Consider the following 17,769-nt stretch of genomic DNA (forward strand, 5'->3'; position numbering starts at 1 on the left):
GCCAGATCTGCTTTTGCTTACCGCATAACGTATTGTGTCAGGCAGAGCTTAAGAAACCGTCAATGACTCTGCGATTAAGAAAGCGGAAATACCTGATTCATTAATACCGAATAATTAAGCATCAAATGTTCAACAATAATGACCTCATCAGCTACTCTTTATTTAAATTCAGCCCAACTCAAAACACAGCAACGTGATGTGAAAAACCACATCTGCGCAGATATTTGTATGAATATTCGGCGGGAGAAGAGGGTTTAGCATGATATACAGGTAAAGCAATGCCCATATCTAAACGAAAAGTAAACGGATACTCGATTTATATAAATGAATCGAACATGGATATCAGTGCGTTGATGCACAAGTACTTTAATAATGAAATTCAGGGGGCAAGACTCAATAGCGGTCATGAGCTTCGTACTGTGGAACTAATTGAGTTTAACTCGAAAAAATTCATCTTAAAAAATGACAAAGAAATAGATTTGCGCCTGGAGAAAAGGATTCAGAGTATTATATTTGGTTCTTTCTATTCAAGATTGATGAAGAAGCTGTACAGCCTGAGGAAAGACCAGCGTGCCTGCACTCCACAACTCTATTACGTGGCCGAGAAAGTGAAGTTCAGACAATGCGTAGACGTCTATGCTCTGTATGAATACATTGAGGGCACTCCGCTGAAAGCTATTGACCGAGAAAATTCTTACCGTGTGAAGCAATGCATTACTGACCTGCATCAGGTTGGTCTGGCATCCAATGACATTCATCCGGAGAATTTTATTCAAACCAGAAATGATGAAATAAAAGTTATCGATTTATCCTTCAAAGGAAGTCTGAAGATTTGCCAGGCAAACGACATTTACACTCTCAGAAATAAGTATGGTATAAACTTTTCTGGTAAAGGCGTGGTTTTTCATTTGATCTCGACAAAAGAAAAATTAAAAAAATTATCCCGTCGCTTAAGAGGGAAGTGATTTTATCCCGGCTTAAGCTATTAATGCGAAGTTGTAAGGCAGTGGGTATTCCTGCGTTGGTGATTGGATAGCGAAATCATCAACGTCAGTTCATTCTGAGTTACGTCATCGATTACCTGTGACACGCTTGCAACCCATTACTATTGTGAAAACCAGCAAGCAAAAAGCCCGCTCAGGTTTCCCTGAGCGGGCTTCTCAAATATGGCTCCCCTGACTGGACTTGAACCAGTGACATACGGATTAACAGTCCGCCGTTCTACCGACTGAACTACAGAGGAATTGTTGGAACGGGGCGAATATTAGCGACTGGCCGACAGTGTGTCAACAGCAAAAAACAGTCTAGCTTTCAACTGGCTACGTTTACAGCAAAGCGGCCGCTTAGTGAGCAGTTTCGCTGTTGTCATCTTGCTGCTGCCAGTTATCGATGCGGCTAAGCGGATCCTGCAGATAAAACTGACTGAAACGCTGATAAAGTGCAGGAAAACGATGGTGTAATAATTCAGGTGCACTGAAGAAGTACTCCGAAAGCACCGCAAAGCATTCCGCCGGGTCACTGGCCGCGTAGGCATCAATAGTCGTCGCATTTTCACCGACCAGATCGATTTCATCCTGTATTGCGTTCATCGCCGCATGCAGATCTTTCTCCCAGGCCGCAACGCTGCGTAAGGAAATTGCCGGTACGCCGTTGGCATGGCCGCTGCCACGGGAGTCCAGTTTATGCGCCACTTCATGCACAATCAGGTTAAAGCCGGAAACATCGAAAGAGTCCTGAATATCCAGCCAGTTAAGCACCACCGGGCCCTGTTGCCAGCTCTGACCCGATTGCACCGTGCGTTCGCTGTGAACCAGGCCGAAATCATCCTGCCACTCGTCGTCGACCACAAAGGGCGAAGGATAGATCATCACTTCGTGAAAGCCATCCAGCCATTCCAGACCGAGATTCAATACCGGCAGGCAGAACAGTAAGGCGATGCGCGCGCTGCGTAGATCGTTAAGCGCAAAATCTTGCAGTGGCACCAGGCGTTTTTGCTGCAGAAAGCGTTGAGCCATCGTCGTCAGCGCCTGCTGCTCGGCCGGGTTTAGCGACGAAAAAAGCGGTACAGACAGCGCTTCCTGCCAGGGTAGCGATGAAAGTTGTTGTTGCTCTGCGTTTCCTTTCCACGGCCATTTAATCATTGCGCATCTCACTGTGGTTGCCCGCCTGCATCGCCGGCTCTTACAATACCCTCTGACATTCAATCACTTACTGCAAGAAATGTCTGTGATTCACGCCGCAATGTCAGTCACAGGAATATCTTATCGCTCTGGATGATTATGCCGGGGTGTCATCAGCATAATCAACTGCTATAACTTGATAATAATCTCGTTTTATCTAAAGGGTTTACATAAGTTGCAACAAGAGTGAGTTACATGTCATAAGGGTTTGTAACCCATTTTAAGATATTGAATGTGGATTTAGTTATCGTGACGAGTAAATTCTGTGGGCAGGAGTGGAGCATGTTGCGATAATTTAGCGTTAATTAATTCCAGTTCTTCAGCATTACCCTGTCATAATAAACCTGATAAAGCATCTGTAGGCTGCTACGGCCCGTCTATGCAGCGATAAAATAAGGATTTGCCCCAGCGGACAATATCCACCACGCGGATGTGTGTCTGGACTGATATAGATTTCTCGACTTTAATCCAGCGCTTTTCATTGCACTCATCCGTGTGTAGTCTAAGGATGTTTATGAGTAATACATCCCTACATCGCTTGAAAAAGTAGCTAAGTCAAAGTCAGAATAAAAATGTGAAAAAATCAGTTATTTTATTTCCCTTTGTTTTGTCTGAATAATACCTCATGCTATTTCATCATCCTGGTTTGATGTTTCACTATGGACATTCATCAATTACACGTATTATTCTGGATTAAATTCGGCTACTGAAAAGTCATCTGAAAAATATATATTTTTTGTCAAGTGTAGGAGTTGTAAATACTTTCACCGCCTTATAAAAAGATTAGGGTGTTCTTCAACTGGTAAAGCTCTGTAGGGCTTGAGTTGTTAGGTGTGTGAATTTATTATGGCGGGAGGGTTCCCGCCTTTTTTATTTCATTATGAAATATAAATCTTTATCTTTTTTCACAACTCGATAGAAGCTGTTCTCACTATCCTTTATCCCATCAGTTGGCAGAGATCCACAATTGCTCCAATCATGAACTATCCTTTTTTCTCCTGAGTTACGAATGAAAAATCTGATCGCCCAAGGCGCCTCTGGATTAAGCCAGTCGATAAAGGAATTAAAACTTTTAAATATTTCTTCTTTTTGGGAAGGGGTCGAGGAACATAAAATATATATTCTTTTGTAGTTTACGAACTCTTCAGATTGAGTTTTATTTATAACTAAACTGGAAATGGTTCTATATCTTTCTTGTTGTGATTGTAAGTTTCCTGAAAATGCATATGATATGACTATCGAGTGCACTAAAAGAATGGCCATTGGAATGCAGTATATTGGTGAAGTAAATCGATTGTTAATGATTATTGCTATAATCATCATGAAAACACCAAAAGACATAAGAACTCTTGGCCCAGCAAATCCCTCCTTCAGTAAAACTGATGGGAACAAACATAAAACGTAAGATAAAAGAATAATTATAAGTATAAAAACAGATTTGGCGCGACTCACTTTTATAAAGGTTGAAATTAGCGAAAATACAACCAATAATGTTATAGCTATAAATAACCATCCTAAACCATGATAAAGGTCGCTAAATTTATCATGGAGAAATATAATGTTCCTTTTTATCTCATCTAAACTTCCGATACTTCCCCTTGAGCTGATAGCTTCACTTTTTGCTACCACTAATAAATAATAAGAAGCACAGGATACCATTGCAGAGAGTAATATCAAGGCTGAGCGTTTAAGAATAACCCTTAATGTTATATCATGTAAAATATCTTTTATTATAATACAGCAATATATGCAAGCTGCAATAATGATGCTGGACTGGTAAAGTGTCAGTGACAAAAAAAGACATATTGTAGTGAGCGCAAAGCTCAACAATCTATTTTTGAGAGTAAACGCAACTGATGCTGTTGCTAGGAAGACTGCAAGTGCCATAGGCATGCTATCATATTGATAAGCAAAGTTTTGCAAAGAAAAAGGGTTTGCGAAAACAAGTGCGCAAGTAACTGCTCCAATCCAGCCTTTAGTATCAAAAAGCTTAACATAAAGAATTATAGATGATATGCATAGCAGGATTAAGGATATCAGCTTTGGTAGTGGGCTTAAGTTAACCCCCTCGAAACCAAAGCCCAGAATTTTATAGATAATGTCAGCTGAGGGCCTGCCAAGATTAGTTAGTCCAACAAATCCCCAATACTCTCTACTCAGGTCATCTCTAAATGGGATGTCATTGATTATGAGTGGGAAATATAAAAGTAACATCATCAATATAATGAATGTTATCTTTAAATTGCCATTAACGTTAATCATCCTTTCCACCTTTCAATAAAAAACGAGGACGTCTCTTGACCTCTATATAAATCCTGCCAATATATTCTCCCAATACACCTATACCGATAAGTTGAATCCCACCAAGAAACAAAATCGATACCAGAAGAGATGGATATCCGCGAACAGGGTTACCGAATGCTAGAGTACCTATAATCATCCAGGCGCCGTACAGAAAAGAAATTCCAGCTACTACGAGTCCAATGTAAGTCCATATGCGGAGCGGTATAGTTGAAAAGCTTGTAATGCCTTCAAGAGCAAGATTCCATAATTTCCAGCCATTAAACTTCGTTGTCCCTGCTACGCGCTCTGCCCGGGAATACTCGACCACATCAACTTTGCCACCAACCCATGAGAGTATTCCTTTCATGAATAGATTACGTTCTGGCATTTGTCTTATGTGATCGACAACCTCCCGTGACATCAGTCGGAAATCGCCAACGTTTTCTTCGATTTGCGGATTGCTAATTTTATTGTGAAGACGATAGAACCATTCGGCAGTTTTGCGTTTTATATGTCCGTCAGTGCTGCGGTCTGTTCTTTTAGCCAGAACTACATCAGCGCCTTCCTGCCAGCGCTCAATGAGGAGGGGGATAACTTCTATCGGGTCTTGTAAGTCAACGTCGATAGGAATTACGGCATCGCCGGTTGCGCGCTCAAGCCCAGCAAACAGCGCTGGCTCTTTACCAAAGTTGCGCGTGAAGGATAATGGCACTATAAGCGGGTCAGAAACTGTAAGAGCATTAATAATCGATTCTGTAGCGTCTACGCTGCCATCGTTGATGAAGACTATTTCAACTTCATGCTGCTTTAAGCCTTCAAATTCTCTTACTGTTCGATAAAAAATAGGTATTGCATCCTCTTCGTTAAAGACGGGGACAACCAGTGAGACCTTCATTTTACATCCTTGAAAACTATAAATTTAGAATATACAAATCCGCATATCAGGCTGATAGCAGAGAAAAAGATCAATGTGATAACAGGAGAAAGCTCGCACATATCGGCAACCCATCCGATCACGGATGCGAGAGAGCCCATAAATAACACGTAGATCATGTATCGCATGGTGGTTGTTTCAGAGTTAAACGTCCATCGTGCATTAGCAAAAAAAGAGAAAGTTACAGCGACACAAAATGCACTAAAGTTAGCCAGCGCTTGAGCTGCCCCACAGTAAACCATCATGGCGAAGATGGCCCAGTGAATGCATGTATTTATGACGCCGACTGAAACGTATTTCTTAAATGTTTTGAGCATAAAATCGTTGTTCTAATGAGAGTTGTCCGATCTTGGCATTACGTTAAGTCAATGGCAAGGCTTCGTAATGAATTGTCAGAATCTGAACGTAAAAACTTAATTCCAGCAAATTTTAACGCGCCACCAAAACCTCTACCTCAATCGATTGATCAATCCTCTTGAACAATAACCCTGTATTTAAATACAGTGTTTATTAGGTTGACAAATCATGTCAAGACGAAACGAAACCGACGTGGTTACCGCTCAGCCGTCAAAATTATCCCGAGTGTACGGTGATTATAAGAGACTTCGCGGCAGAACTGGCTAAGGTCAACTGGATTGGACTGCACTGCACTGCACTGGACGCTGGCGGAGGCTGACCGCGGGATAGAGCACCACGTCGACCAGTTCAAGGACATATCCAATGAGGTAGGTGACGACTTGGCATTCATGCTGTTTAACCCAAATGTGAGTTAACTGTGGGATTTCTATCACCTTTAAACCTGTCATTGACCGCAGCGTGACACCGAAAATCTAAAACATGGTTGATTACGATTCATTTAGTGAGTGCCAATTAGGGAAAAATTATGGGGCGGAGTCTGATTACAACGTACGGTGAAGCGTTCGGGGGCCCGGAATTGGAACGGATGGCGGTTGTAGGCGTGATGACAGCAAAGTTTCTGAAGATTCATGAGCCGGACGGGCCGATTATCTGACTATGGGGCAAAAAATTGTCGCAAGTTAACTCACAACTGCGACTGATTTTGAGACAGCTTGCGGCAAGGGTTTGCTTTACTTGGTATAACTCAGTGTGACATGTTAATTTTATCTGTATTCATTATATTAAAGTGTTATCAGTCGTGGTTTATAAACCTGCTGACAGCATTCAAAAAGCGCGTATTGCCAGCAGCCTGTGGGATGCAGCTTAGTGTTAAATGTTGAGAGTGCCGCAAACAAGCCATCTATAGGGAGAAGTCTATGTCGTCTATGTCGCTTGAAACTTGGCAGTCACGATTTGAAACCTGGTTCAATCAGAACTGGGCGCAGGATGATAAAGCCCACGACGTGGCACATCTGCGTCGGGTATGGAAAACCGCACAACAGATTATGCAGGGCACCGGAGCCAATCCGCTGGTGGTTTTAACCGCCAGCTATTTCCATGACGTGGTTAACCTGCCGAAAAATCACCCTGAACGGCATCTGGCATCCAGTAAAGCGGCAGTGGAAACACGTCGAATTCTGTTGGAGGCATTTGCTGATTTCCCCACGGCGCTACATGACGAAATCGCCCATGCGGTGCAGGCACACAGCTTTAGTGCCGGTATCGCGCCGAACAGCCTGGAAGCCAAAATTGTTCAGGATGCTGACCGTCTTGAGTCGCTTGGCGCAATCGGTCTGGCGCGGGTGTTTTACACCTCAGGCGCGCTGGGGCGTCCGCTATTTGACAGTCAGGATCCGTTAGGCAAAGACCGTGAGCTGGATGACAGCCACTGGACGCTGGACCACTTTCAGAAAAAGCTGTTTACGCTGCCGGAAACGATGCAAACCGTGGAAGGCAAAAGATTGGCTAAGCATAATGTCGCATTTTTGGTGACCTTTGTGGCCAAATTATGCGCTGAAATCCAGGGCGATCTCTCAGGGATGGATGAGTCAGTACTGCGTGATTTCACCCCCCGCGAAAGCGAATATTAAATTTTTGTGAACATCTATCCAAAATATTTAACATGGGCTAACGTGGGTGAGACTATAACCAGGAGAATCAGGTATGACCGGCACCGTGAATTTGACGATTAAGATCGATCCCGCGTTAAAAGAGACCTTGAAAAGCCTTGCTCTGGAAAATCAAACCACATTAAGCGAGGAGGTTAGTCAGCGTTTGCAGTCCAGCCTGTCTGGCTCTCAACCACCCGCCATTGACAGCCAGCACATCGAAGAGCATGGCGAAGATGATGAAACGTCAGTGCAGTTAACCAGCAGCGAATTAAAGCAAATTCGTGCGTTGTTGAAAAAACAGAAAAAGAAAAAATAAGTTCCCGTCTTACACGGGAGCCGTTCCCGGCTCCCGTACTGGTGTCATGCAGGATACAATCCCCTTAACCAGCATTATCAGTTACTCATCGTCACCATAGTAGAGCACGCCGAGCTTGATTAGCGGTCGACCCTGCGATTTCCGATGCAGGTTGCTGTCACGTAAAGAATAGACGCAGCCGCAATACTCCTGCTGATAAAAGCGTTCGCGCTTGCTGATCTCAATCATACGTGAGGATCCACCCTGCTTGCGCCAGTTGTAATCCCAGTAAACCATATCGGGATACGCAGCCGCTGCGCGATCTCCGCAGTCATTAATCTGTTGCATGTTTTTCCAGCGCGAAATGCCCAGCGAACTGGAGATCACTGAAAAGCCATTTTCCCAGGCATACAGCGCCGTACGCTCAAAGCGCATATCAAAGCACATAGTGCAGCGTACCCCGCGTTCCGGCTCCCACTCCATACCTTTGGCGCGTTCAAACCAGTTATCGGTGTCGTAATCCGCATCAACAAAGGGTACGCCGTGCTGCTCAGCAAAACGGATGTTTTCTTCTTTGCGCAGCAGATATTCTTTCTGCGGATGAATATTCGGGTTGTAGAAAAATATCGTGTAATCAATCCCGGAAGCCTGGATCGCCTCCATCACTTCACCCGAGCAGGGGGCGCAGCAGGAGTGCAGCAGCAGTTTATCCGCACCATTGGGTAAGGTTAGCGGGGTGCGTTGCAGTTCGCTCATCTTGATCGGCTCCATTATAAAAAACAGAGCAAGTTTAGGAGCCTGGCAAGCGGATGTCACCCCTGCGGCGGGGATTAATCGGGCCAGTTAAGCTGCTGAAAAAGTGAGATAAGCGCCATTTCTGTCTTACGCTGGGTCAACGAAGTGATAGACTGACACCAGACTATCCCAAATTAAGCAGCCCTATGAGTGAATTTGATACCGTTGCGGCGCAGCTGGCAGAACAGGCACGCCAGCAGCAGCAGCAAAAGAGTGAGCAGGATCGCCAGCTGTTACAGCGATTGCTGGAGATTTATGACCAGAAAACCCTCGCCAGCCTGCTGCGAAAGGTCAGTCAGCATGAGTGGACGCGCGAATCGCTTAACCGCTGGCTGAATGGCAAAAGTGTCGCTAAACCGCTGACCGAAGCGGAAGTCAGCCTGCTGGAAAAAATGCTGCCGGAACCGCCTGCGCATCATCCTGATTACGCGTTTAAGTTTATCGATCTTTTTGCCGGAATTGGGGGTATTCGCAGCGGCTTCGAAGCCATTGGCGGCCAGTGCGTATTTACCAGCGAGTGGAATAAACACGCGGTGCGTACTTACAAAGCCAACTGGTACTGCGACGAGCAGATGCACCGTTTTAATCAGGACATTCGTGATATTACGCTCAGTGGCAGAGCCGATGTCAGTGAGCAGCAAGCGTATCAGCATATCGACCAGGAGATTCCCGATCATCATGTGCTGCTGGCCGGCTTTCCCTGTCAGCCATTTTCGCTGGCGGGAGTATCGAAGAAAAATGCGCTGGGCCGCGCTCATGGTTTTGAGTGTGAGGCGCAGGGAACGCTATTTTTTGATGTGGCGCGGATTATCACCGCCAAAAAACCGGCGATCTTTGTGCTGGAAAACGTGAAGAACCTGAAGAGTCATGACAAGGGCAAAACCTTCCGCATTATCATGGAGACCCTCGATGAGCTGGGCTATGAAGTGGCGGATGCGGCCGTCAGCGGTAAGGACGATCCAAAAATTGTCGATGGCAAACACTTTCTGCCACAGCATCGGGAGCGCATCGTGCTGGTGGGGTTCCGCCGTGACTTACAGTTGTCCGCAGGTTTCAGCCTGAGCAATCTCAGCCAGTTTTATCCACAGCAGCGCAAAACCATCGGTGAATTGCTTGAGCCGACGGTCGATGCTAAATATATTCTGACGCCAACTCTGTGGAAATACCTTTACCAGTATGCCAAAAAGCATCAGGCCAAAGGTAACGGCTTCGGCTATGGGCTGGTCGACCCGGCGCGTAATAATGGCGTAGTGCGAACGTTATCTGCACGTTACTACAAGGATGGCTCGGAAATTCTGATCGATCGCGGTTGGGATCGCCAGCTGGGTGAGGCAGATTTTGACGATGCGGAAAATCAGCAGCGTCGTCCGCGACGCCTGACACCGCGTGAATGCGCCCGTTTAATGGGCTTTGAAAGCGTCGGCGGTAGGGTATTCAGGCTGCCGGTTTCGGATACTCAGGCTTATCGCCAGTTCGGCAACTCGGTGATTGTGCCGGCATTTGCCGCCGTCGCGCAATTGTTGCGGCCGTGGATTATCGAAGCGACAAATAAAGTCTGACGGGTTGCGTTTGCCAGCGTGCAGCAGCATCCAGGGAGAGAAGATGGCCGACGTCCATTCTGCGGCAGTCCGCAGCAAAAATATGCGCGCTATTCGCACGGAAAATACCGCGATTGAGAAGCGGCTGGCGCACCTGCTGGAAGAACTGGGATTCAGCTATCAGGTTCAGGACAAAACGCTGGCTGGTAAGCCAGATTTTGTGCTGGCGGAGCAGCGAACGATTATTTTTGTTCACGGCTGTTTCTGGCATCACCATCACTGTTATCTGTTCAGGGTGCCGGCAACGCGCAGTGAATTCTGGCTGGAAAAAATCGGCCGGAATGTCGAGCGGGACCGGCGAGATATCGCTACGCTGACCGCCGAAGGTTGGAAGGTGCTGGTCGTCTGGGAATGCGCGCTGCGTGGCAAGCTCCGGCTGAAAGATGAGGCCATCCGTTCACGTCTTGAGGAGTGGATAATTGCCGGAAACGGTAATGCCGGGATAGATCATCAGGGCATTCACCGTTTCTGAGCGACTTATGCCAGCGGCTTAATTCGCGGCTTTGCCGGAAACAGATATTTACCCAGCGTCACCAGTACCACCGCAAAGATGATAATCGCCAGCGCCAGCCATTCCCGCGTCGACAGCGTTTCATCCGCAAAGCTGGTGCCGAGCAGTACTGCCACCACCGGATTAACATAGGCATAACTGGTAGCCACCGCCGGGCTGACGTTGCGGATCAAATACATATAAGCATTAATCGCAATAATTGAGCCGAAAACGATCAGGAAGCCGAGGGCTAACATACCCTGTAAATCGGGCATCGCCTGCAGTTTTTCACCGCTGATAACGCTCACCACCAGCAGTACGCTACCCGCTGCCAGCATCTCAATGGCTGCCGCCATCGCGCCTTTCGGTAGCTCAATCCGCGAACCCCATACCGAGCCAAACGCCCAGCTGACGGCGGCCAGCAGGATCATCATCGCGCCCCAGGGATTGCCGCTTAAATGGCCACCGCTGTTGAGTAACACGATACCGCTCAGGCCGACGGCGATGCCCAGCCACTCAATCCAGCGCGTGGCGATGCCAAATAGCTGGCTGAAGCACAGCGCAAACAGCGGAACGGTGGCGACCATTACCGCTGCCAGCCCCGACGGCACATGCTGATGCTCGGCAATCGTGACCAGTCCGTTGCCGATCGATAATAACAGCACGCCGACAATTGCCGCATTAAGCATCGCCCGGCGGCCCGGCATCGGATGTCCACGCAGTTTTAAGAAGCTGAACAGGATGATACCGGCAATCAGAAACCGTAAGCCTGCCATCATCATTGGCGGCCAGCTTTCGACGCCGAGGCGAATCACCAGGTAGGTTGATCCCCAGATGATATACAGAGTGAATAATGAAGCGACTAACAGTACGGCAGGGGCGGCATGGCGTGGCATAGTACTGGCTCAGGCAAATTTTTCAGGCGCTTACACTACCGCTAAATCATCTATTAATCGTCACAAATATTGCCATTGTGACCCATAATTGTTTAGATCGACCGCTTCCATAGATAACACGCACAGGGTGAACGTATGGCCAGCATCAAGCTGACGGTAAGACGCCTGTATAAACTGCGCGAGCAACGTATGGTTAATACCCAGGCGACGGCACGCATTTATGTTGGCGACAGGCTTATAGCTACCGAGGAGATCTCCGGTATGACGGAGAGTCCGGTCAGTAAATATCTGCATCATGACCAGGCGCAAGGCCAGCCGGTGCGGGTTGAATGGGACTGTGACGGAATAGCAGATATGGCAGTGGCGGAAATTGAAGTCTGTCCCTGCTGCCAGCATCATGAACATTGATAAAGGAAAACCATTTTGGCTGGAAGTAGCTTACTGACGTTATTGGATGATATTGCCACCTTACTTGATGATATTTCGGTGATGGGCAAGCTGGCGGCGAAGAAAACCGCAGGTGTACTGGGTGACGATTTATCGCTAAATGCTCAGCAGGTAAGCGGAGTTAAAGCCAATCGGGAAATTCCGGTGGTGTGGGGCGTTGCCAAAGGTTCATTCCTCAATAAGCTGATACTGGTGCCGCTGGCGCTGTTAATCAGTTATTTTGCGCCCTGGGCCATTACGCCGCTGTTGATGATTGGCGGTGCTTATCTCTGCTTTGAAGGCGTGGAAAAAGTCATGCACAGCCTGCAGAGTGATAAATCGCACTCGACGCCTGAAGCTCGTGAACAGCGCCTGCTGAAAGCCGCCGAGCAGAATCCGGCTGAGTTCGAAAAGAAGAAGATCAAAGGGGCTGTTCGTACCGATTTTATTCTGTCGGCAGAAATTGTGGCGATCACGCTCGGCATCGTTTCTGACGCGCCGCTGCTGAATCAGGTGCTGATTCTTTCCGGCATCGCCATTCTGGTGACCGTTGGGGTGTACGGAATTGTCGCCGGTATCGTCAAGCTGGACGATTTAGGTTTATGGCTGAAGCAGAAAAGTTCCGCCATTGCCCAGGGGATTGGCGCTGGGTTGCTGGCCGCTGCACCCTGGCTGATGAAGATCCTGACGGTGGTCGGCACGCTGGCAATGTTTCTGGTCGGCGGCGGGATTATCGTTCACGGTTTGCCGTGGCTGCATCATACCATCGACCACTGGAGCAGTGGATTCAATGGTCTGGTGACTGCGTTAATCAGTAACGGTGCCAATCTGGTGATCGGCTTTATCGTTGGTTCGATTGTGCTGTTTGTCGTAAATATGATTGCGAAGATACGCGGTAAATAAGTATAAAGGCAGCAGATAACCTGTAAGACAATCCCTGGAGTTAACATGAACGACGATATTTTCGAATTTGATATTGATGCCCAGCTGGAACAAGCTGAAGCCAATGCCGAAAAGAAAGCCAACGAAGTGCCAGCCGATCTGGGCGATGAAGCCGATTGCGAAGGCTGCAAAATCTGATTCCAGGTGATGAAGATTGATGTAAAAACGGACAACTCAGGTTGTCCGTTTTTTTTAATTTTTCAGCAATCGTTATCATAAAAATGTTTATGAGGCTAAATCCCTGCATTTACGCTATTTCCTGCCTGACTTTATCGATCAGCCGATTTTTTTAGTCGCAAGTAGCAGGCGAGAATGATTCGCACCTGCTATACCTGTTAAGGTGTTTTTCACCCTGAAACGGAGGCGCACGATGTTGTTTATTGTCAGTGATGAAGTACAGCATAAAAATGGCGGGCCAAGGATGATTGTTACCGGTTACGCCAGCGGCATGGTTGAGTGTCGTTGGCACGATGGTTACAGCGTCAGGCGTGAGGCTTTTAAAGAAGATGAACTGTATTCCCTTGCATCAGAGCGTCAACTTGCCAGTTAATTATCCCTGAGGCCGCCTGACGATATTATTATCGCCGGCGGCTTTTCTTTGCCTGCCACTCTTTCAAATCTGTACGTAAAGTACTTTTGGCATTTTCTTGAACCGGGTAAACTTATTGTGGGCGTCATCCTCGCGAGGGCGCTGGGCGTTACGCCACGTGCATCAGGCAAATAGCTGAACGGTGAGACCATTCCCCGGCACGGAAAATTCAGGTGCTGGCGAGCTTTCTGCATGTGACACCCGAATAATTACAGCCGGGCAGCTTGTTTTAACCACGTCTACACTGAATGATAGTTGCAACTCGGAGGCTGTGTTGGTTGAAAACTAATGCGTTTTTTCGCCGTATCGGCTCCGGAACAAATCCGCGACATATCGTGCACCTCTGTTTTGTCGCGGTATTTCTGTGTTCGACTTTTCTTACCTTGCGTGAAGCGCTGGAGTTAAAGAACAGCTATGAAGTGAATCAGCAAATCCGTTTAACGACGGTAGCCGTGACGCTGGATCGCCAGTTTCAGTTCAGCCTTGATACGCTGGGCGTTTATCGCTCAATGCTGAGTCATGCCCTGACCAGCCCTATAGACTCAGATAATAATCGCCAGGCGGCGCAACTGTTTAATCAACTGCGTGATGATCCTGTCTGGTAAGTGAATCTGAACACTCAGCGCAGTATGCCGCTCAACGGCGTATCCGACAGCTGGATGAAAGATTATCCGCTGCTTAACCGTGATGACCCACAGCGCTTAAGTGACGAACTGAGCGCGGTGCTTGAGTTAAGCTTTATCCTGCAGTTCAGCGATCCCGATCGCGATTTTCACTCCCGCCTCTGGTATATCTCGCGCGGAGGATTTTACCTTAGCTCCACACCTCCGCTTAACGATAATGACACGCTGAACAGTTATCGCGTGATGATTCAACGCGACTACTTTACTGCCATGCAGCCGGATAAGAACCCTTTGCGTCATCGGTACTGGACGCCGATGTATAACGGATTGTCAGAAGAAAGCGCAATCATCACCGTCAGTGTACCGGTGGATAGCGGTGATTACTGGTTCGGCGTGTTGGCGATGGACTTTTCGCGCGAAAGTATTCACCGGCATTTGCAACGGGCGATACAGCAAAAACATCAGGGTGTGGTGCTGCTACTGGATCGTCAGCAAAACGTGCTGGCAAGTTCCGATTCGCCTCCTGCCATTGAAGGGCACGCGCTGAGCACCAGTGAGAAGCAGCAGTTGAAGAATGCACTGCAACAGGGCGTCAGAGGAGAGTTACGGTTTGGTACGCGCTACCTGACATGGGATAAACTGCGCGGTTTTGACGGTGTTATTGTTAATATTCAGACATTGGCTGAGGGGCTGAAAGGCGACCAGGGGCGAATAGTGCTGGTGTTGATATTGATGTGGTTGCTGTTCAGCTTAATTTTACTGGGATCGTATTACGCTATTATCCGCCTTATTTCTAAAATGATGAGATTGCAAAATAAACTGGAGTGGCGTGCGAATTACGATGGTCTGACTCGATTATACAATCGCGCGGCGTTTTTTGATCTGAGTGAGCGCTGTGCGGCACAGTGCCAGCGCAGTCACCGACCGCTGTCACTGATTCAGCTGGATATCGATTTCTTTAAGTCAGTTAACGATAATTATGGGCATCAGGCCGGTGATTCAGCGTTGTCACACGTAGCCGGAATTATCACGCAGTCGTTACGCCGGATGGATATTGCCGGACGGGTCGGCGGAGAAGAGTTTTGCCTGTTGTTGCCGGAAACTCAGCTGGAGGAGGCGGTGGCAGTTGCCGAGCGTATCCGTCATCAGCTGGCACAAAAAGAGCTGATGATCAGCATCGATCAAACGGTGATCCTGACCGCGTCATTTGGTGTTGCCAGTAGCGAGGAGCAGGGCGATTACCAGACTGACAGCCTGCAATCGTTGGCCGACAGCAGACTGTATCAGGCAAAGCAGAGCGGCCGTAACCGCGTATGCTGGCAGAGTTAAACCTCGCCGCGATTATCCTCTTCCACTGCCTGCCAGATGCGTTGCAAAATATCCGGAAAGGCTGACTGCACGCGGCTCCAGCTCGGAATAAAAGGTTTATCGTTGGGACGTTCAATAAACGACTGGCCGGCTTCCAGGATGGTCTGAGTAAACATTTCCACTGCTGCTTCTTCCGCATGCTGATCAAACGTCAGGCCATTCATTGTGGCTTCGTGGTTATACACTTCCATCATATCCAGCGCGTTACGGTAGTAAGTGGCTTTCAGTACGCGGAATGAGTCACTGGTCACACTGACGCCCATGGTTGCCATTTTTCGCAGCAGCGACTGCACAATATCATTGCTCATCCGGCGCAGGCCGCCGGTACCATCCTCTTCTGACAGCGGCTGATGTTTATGGTCGTAGTTATCGGCAATTTCTACCTGACAGCTCTGCCGGGTGGTGTAATTGCGATAGATTTCTGACAGCACGCCAATTTCCAACCCCCAGTCTCCGGGAATTTTAATGCCGTTCAGCACGTGGGTGCGCATGGCAAACTCACCGGAGAGCGGATAGCGAAAACTGCTGAGGTAATCGAGATATTCGGAGTGACCATAGACTTTTTGTAGTGAACGCAGCAGCGGGCCAACCAGTAAGCGACCCACGCGACCATTAAGCTTATTGTCAGCTACCCGGGCATAGAAGCCCTTACAGAACTCATAGTGGAATGACGGATTGGCCAGGGGATACAGCAGACGAGCCAGCATGCCACGTTCATAAGTAACAATGTCGCAGTCGTGGAGTGCTACGCAGCTGGTACGATCGGACGCGAGGGTATAACCGGTACAAAACCAGACGTTACGCCCTTTACCGGGTTGGCTGGGCGACAAGCCCTCTTTATCCAGTTCGGCGTCCAGTGCCTTCAGGCGCGGGCCGTCATTCCATAAAATGCGGTGGCGCTGCGGCAGACGAGAAAAGAATTCACGCGCATGCAAAAACTGCTCACGGTCGGCGCGATCAAGACCAATCACAATCTCTTCAAGATACGGGACTTTTGCCAGTTCGTCGACGATATGGCTTAATGCCGGTCCTTCCAGTTCAGAAAATAGCGAAGGGAGCATTAGCCCCATTTTGCGCTTTTTGGAAAATTGAACCAGATCTTTCTCCAGCGATTCAACGCTGCGGCCTGTCAGGTTATGGAAATTAGTAATAACACCATTCTGGAAAAAATCACTCATTGTGTTCCCCTTCAGACAGCCTACTGACGCCCGGCATGGGCAAGAAAATTGACTTTGTGACATGCATTCGCGCGGCAGAACTACTCCTGCGCGATAAAGTAGTCGAGCCCTTCACTCCAGCCATCGGGTCCTGTGTGGCTGGTTTCGTAAATATTGTGTCGATCGGCGCGGGATAAAACGATCGGCGTTTTACTGAAGCCTTTAATCACCACAGCATAGTCAACGCTGTCGAGCATTGGCGCATCGTTAGGCCCGTCACCCAGACCAACAGTGATAAAAGGTTGTTGATGGTGCGACGGATACGCTTGCAAGAGCCAGGCCAGGGCTGCGCCTTTCCCACTCCCTTTTGCCATCACATGCCAGAAGCGGCCGCCCTGAGTCAGGCTAAAACCTTCGGCATCAAGCGCTTCACGGAAGGCAGAAAACTGCTGTTCACTGTCACGCCATACCAGCGATTCTGACGCCTCGCGGCGGCGCGCCAGTGCCGCATTGCTGACGGTCAGGCCGGTGATATCGGCGACTTCTCTGTCGGTGAAGTCGGCAAAACCGCTAAAACGAAACTGATACTGCTGACGTAAACGGCGCAAGCAGTGGCAGATTTCACTGTAGTCTTTGCCGGCGTGATGGCGAACGGTATCACCTCCGGCGCTGTCGAGCTGAACCAGTGCGCCGTTTTCAGCAATAAAAGGCGCGCCACTGAAGCCCAGTTGCTGTTGTAGCGGTATAATTTCTGAGGCGGTTTTGCTGGAACAGAACACCAGAGAAATCTGATGCTGTTTAAGGCGATCTAACCAGGGCTGAGCGGGTTGCCAGCTATAAGTATGGTGATCGAGTAGTGAGCCATCTAAATCAGTCACAATCATTAATGCGTCATGCAAACCTGGCATGGTGTTCACCTCGAAACTTAACGGATAAGAGAGATAACATCCTGATTAATGGCTAAGTATAACTAACTCTGCGGCTTGTGAAGGGAAGCTAAGATGATTTAACAGTCGGTAAGATATTAGGAAGTTTTTTTGTAAGATTATTCTTAAAAGTGGTGAGAAAACATTGCTATTGTACGATTTATGATCGAGTTATAGGCCGCTACAGCTATGGCACCATGCCAGCCAACGTGTTTAGAGCGGGAATAAATATTCAGAGTTTTGCTAGCATCAGACTTG

17 protein-coding genes, 1 tRNA gene and 1 pseudogene are annotated in these 17,769 nt (G+C 48.0%); 10 read left to right on the forward strand and 9 right to left on the reverse strand.

All coding sequences use genetic code 11. From position 1 onward, the window contains the following. The first annotated feature begins 278 nt into the window (after positions 1–278). Positions 279–965: a lipopolysaccharide core heptose(II) kinase RfaY gene (locus ACP3TC_RS08120; protein WP_426817982.1), complete on the forward strand. Its 687-nt coding sequence runs from the start codon at positions 279–281 to the stop codon at positions 963–965. A 202-nt stretch (positions 966–1,167) separates the two neighbouring features. On the opposite strand, the gene ACP3TC_RS08125 is transcribed toward ACP3TC_RS08120, so the two are convergent. The 5 genes from ACP3TC_RS08125 to ACP3TC_RS08145 form a co-directional block, all read right to left on the reverse strand. Then, positions 1,168–1,243 (reverse strand) — tRNA-Asn (locus ACP3TC_RS08125). Positions 1,244–1,343: 100 nt separating this feature from the next. Further along, the gene (gene mtfA / locus ACP3TC_RS08130; RefSeq protein WP_313852595.1) at positions 1,344–2,141 is read right to left on the reverse strand and encodes a DgsA anti-repressor MtfA; all 798 of its coding nucleotides are present in this window, start codon (positions 2,139–2,141) and stop codon (positions 1,344–1,346) included. A gap of 909 nt (positions 2,142–3,050) precedes the next feature. Continuing rightward, positions 3,051–4,442: a glucosyltransferase domain-containing protein gene (locus tag ACP3TC_RS08135; protein WP_426817983.1), complete on the reverse strand. Its 1,392-nt coding sequence runs from the start codon at positions 4,440–4,442 to the stop codon at positions 3,051–3,053. Next, the gene (locus ACP3TC_RS08140) at positions 4,435–5,358 is read right to left on the reverse strand and encodes a glycosyltransferase family 2 protein (RefSeq protein WP_426817984.1); all 924 of its coding nucleotides are present in this window, start codon (positions 5,356–5,358) and stop codon (positions 4,435–4,437) included. The genes ACP3TC_RS08135 and ACP3TC_RS08140 overlap by 8 nt, the downstream gene beginning before the upstream one ends. Continuing rightward, a complete protein-coding gene (locus tag ACP3TC_RS08145) occupies positions 5,355–5,714 on the reverse strand; it encodes a GtrA family protein (RefSeq protein WP_426817985.1) in 360 nt (119 codons plus the stop codon). Before ACP3TC_RS08145 ends, ACP3TC_RS08140 begins: the two co-directional genes overlap by 4 nt. A 966-nt stretch (positions 5,715–6,680) precedes the next feature. On the opposite strand from ACP3TC_RS08145, the gene ACP3TC_RS08150 reads away from it, so the two are divergent. Further along, positions 6,681–7,385 (forward strand): phosphohydrolase, encoded by a 705-nt coding sequence (locus tag ACP3TC_RS08150; protein WP_426817986.1) that lies wholly within the window; start codon positions 6,681–6,683, stop codon positions 7,383–7,385. A 73-nt stretch (positions 7,386–7,458) separates the two neighbouring features. Beyond that, the gene (locus tag ACP3TC_RS08155; protein WP_313852593.1) at positions 7,459–7,722 is read left to right on the forward strand and encodes a hypothetical protein; all 264 of its coding nucleotides are present in this window, start codon (positions 7,459–7,461) and stop codon (positions 7,720–7,722) included. Between the two features lie 81 nt (positions 7,723–7,803). On the opposite strand, the gene ACP3TC_RS08160 is transcribed toward ACP3TC_RS08155, so the two are convergent. Then, on the reverse strand, positions 7,804–8,457 hold the full coding sequence (locus ACP3TC_RS08160) for an epoxyqueuosine reductase QueH (RefSeq protein ID WP_313852592.1): 654 nt from the start codon (positions 8,455–8,457) through the stop codon (positions 7,804–7,806). Between the two features lie 185 nt (positions 8,458–8,642). Between ACP3TC_RS08160 and ACP3TC_RS08165 the strand changes: the two genes are divergently transcribed. Together ACP3TC_RS08165 and ACP3TC_RS08170 are read left to right on the forward strand one after the other, a co-directional pair. Further along, the gene (locus tag ACP3TC_RS08165) at positions 8,643–10,055 is read left to right on the forward strand and encodes a DNA cytosine methyltransferase (RefSeq protein WP_313852591.1); all 1,413 of its coding nucleotides are present in this window, start codon (positions 8,643–8,645) and stop codon (positions 10,053–10,055) included. Between the two features lie 43 nt (positions 10,056–10,098). Beyond that, the gene (locus tag ACP3TC_RS08170) at positions 10,099–10,566 is read left to right on the forward strand and encodes a very short patch repair endonuclease (RefSeq protein WP_426817987.1); all 468 of its coding nucleotides are present in this window, start codon (positions 10,099–10,101) and stop codon (positions 10,564–10,566) included. 5 nt (positions 10,567–10,571) lie between these two features. On the opposite strand, the gene yedA is transcribed toward ACP3TC_RS08170, so the two are convergent. Continuing rightward, a complete protein-coding gene (yedA, locus tag ACP3TC_RS08175) occupies positions 10,572–11,480 on the reverse strand; it encodes a drug/metabolite exporter YedA (protein WP_426817988.1) in 909 nt (302 codons plus the stop codon). A gap of 135 nt (positions 11,481–11,615) precedes the next feature. On the opposite strand from yedA, the gene ACP3TC_RS08180 reads away from it, so the two are divergent. From ACP3TC_RS08180 to dgcQ, 5 genes and pseudogenes are all read left to right on the forward strand, one after another. After that, complete coding sequence (locus tag ACP3TC_RS08180; protein ID WP_313852588.1) at positions 11,616–11,888, forward strand: hypothetical protein; 273 nt, start codon at positions 11,616–11,618, stop codon at positions 11,886–11,888. Positions 11,889–11,903: 15 nt separating this feature from the next. Beyond that, positions 11,904–12,809, forward strand: a complete 906-nt coding sequence (locus tag ACP3TC_RS08185) for a DUF808 domain-containing protein (RefSeq protein ID WP_313852587.1) — start codon at positions 11,904–11,906, stop codon at positions 12,807–12,809. A gap of 45 nt (positions 12,810–12,854) precedes the next feature. Continuing rightward, complete coding sequence (locus ACP3TC_RS08190; RefSeq protein WP_277619529.1) at positions 12,855–12,986, forward strand: hypothetical protein; 132 nt, start codon at positions 12,855–12,857, stop codon at positions 12,984–12,986. A gap of 232 nt (positions 12,987–13,218) precedes the next feature. Beyond that, a complete protein-coding gene (locus tag ACP3TC_RS08195; RefSeq protein WP_313852586.1) occupies positions 13,219–13,398 on the forward strand; it encodes a YodC family protein in 180 nt (59 codons plus the stop codon). 287 nt (positions 13,399–13,685) lie between these two features. Further along, a pseudogene (dgcQ, locus tag ACP3TC_RS08200) lies at positions 13,686–15,389 on the forward strand (cellulose biosynthesis regulator diguanylate cyclase DgcQ). Here the strand turns inward: dgcQ and ACP3TC_RS08205 are convergent. Both ACP3TC_RS08205 and ACP3TC_RS08210 read right to left on the reverse strand, forming a co-directional pair. Next, positions 15,386–16,606 carry a glycosyl transferase gene (locus ACP3TC_RS08205; RefSeq protein WP_313852584.1) on the reverse strand — a complete coding sequence of 407 codons (1,221 nt, stop codon included), beginning with the start codon at positions 16,604–16,606 and terminating at the stop codon, positions 15,386–15,388. The pseudogene dgcQ and the gene ACP3TC_RS08205 sit on opposite strands and share 4 nt — an antisense overlap. 80 nt (positions 16,607–16,686) lie before the next feature. Further along, the gene (locus tag ACP3TC_RS08210) at positions 16,687–17,493 is read right to left on the reverse strand and encodes a mannosyl-3-phosphoglycerate phosphatase-related protein (protein ID WP_426817989.1); all 807 of its coding nucleotides are present in this window, start codon (positions 17,491–17,493) and stop codon (positions 16,687–16,689) included. Between the last annotated feature and the right edge of the window lie 276 nt (positions 17,494–17,769).

This window comes from Winslowiella sp. 2C04, assembly GCF_050037805.1.
GTDB lineage: Bacteria > Pseudomonadota > Gammaproteobacteria > Enterobacterales > Enterobacteriaceae > Erwinia > Erwinia toletana_A.

Excerpts from the sequence above, each read along its gene's own strand:
- ACP3TC_RS08205 (WP_313852584.1), bottom strand. The coding sequence starts at position 16,606 with ATGAGTGATTTTTTCCAGAATGGTGTTATTACTAATTTCCATAACCTG.
- ACP3TC_RS08195 (WP_313852586.1), top strand. The coding sequence starts at position 13,219 with ATGTTGTTTATTGTCAGTGATGAAGTACAGCATAAAAATGGCGGGCCA.
- yedA (WP_426817988.1), bottom strand. The coding sequence starts at position 11,480 with ATGCCACGCCATGCCGCCCCTGCCGTACTGTTAGTCGCTTCATTATTC.
- ACP3TC_RS08120 (WP_426817982.1), top strand. The coding sequence starts at position 279 with ATGCCCATATCTAAACGAAAAGTAAACGGATACTCGATTTATATAAAT.
- ACP3TC_RS08135 (WP_426817983.1), bottom strand. The coding sequence starts at position 4,442 with ATGATTAACGTTAATGGCAATTTAAAGATAACATTCATTATATTGATG.
- ACP3TC_RS08170 (WP_426817987.1), top strand. The coding sequence starts at position 10,099 with ATGGCCGACGTCCATTCTGCGGCAGTCCGCAGCAAAAATATGCGCGCT.
- ACP3TC_RS08190 (WP_277619529.1), top strand. The coding sequence starts at position 12,855 with ATGAACGACGATATTTTCGAATTTGATATTGATGCCCAGCTGGAACAA.
- ACP3TC_RS08180 (WP_313852588.1), top strand. The coding sequence starts at position 11,616 with ATGGCCAGCATCAAGCTGACGGTAAGACGCCTGTATAAACTGCGCGAG.
- ACP3TC_RS08145 (WP_426817985.1), bottom strand. The coding sequence starts at position 5,714 with ATGCTCAAAACATTTAAGAAATACGTTTCAGTCGGCGTCATAAATACA.
- ACP3TC_RS08165 (WP_313852591.1), top strand. The coding sequence starts at position 8,643 with ATGAGTGAATTTGATACCGTTGCGGCGCAGCTGGCAGAACAGGCACGC.
- ACP3TC_RS08160 (WP_313852592.1), bottom strand. The coding sequence starts at position 8,457 with ATGAGCGAACTGCAACGCACCCCGCTAACCTTACCCAATGGTGCGGAT.
- ACP3TC_RS08150 (WP_426817986.1), top strand. The coding sequence starts at position 6,681 with ATGTCGCTTGAAACTTGGCAGTCACGATTTGAAACCTGGTTCAATCAG.
- mtfA (WP_313852595.1), bottom strand. The coding sequence starts at position 2,141 with ATGATTAAATGGCCGTGGAAAGGAAACGCAGAGCAACAACAACTTTCA.
- ACP3TC_RS08140 (WP_426817984.1), bottom strand. The coding sequence starts at position 5,358 with ATGAAGGTCTCACTGGTTGTCCCCGTCTTTAACGAAGAGGATGCAATA.
- ACP3TC_RS08210 (WP_426817989.1), bottom strand. The coding sequence starts at position 17,493 with ATGCCAGGTTTGCATGACGCATTAATGATTGTGACTGATTTAGATGGC.
- ACP3TC_RS08155 (WP_313852593.1), top strand. The coding sequence starts at position 7,459 with ATGACCGGCACCGTGAATTTGACGATTAAGATCGATCCCGCGTTAAAA.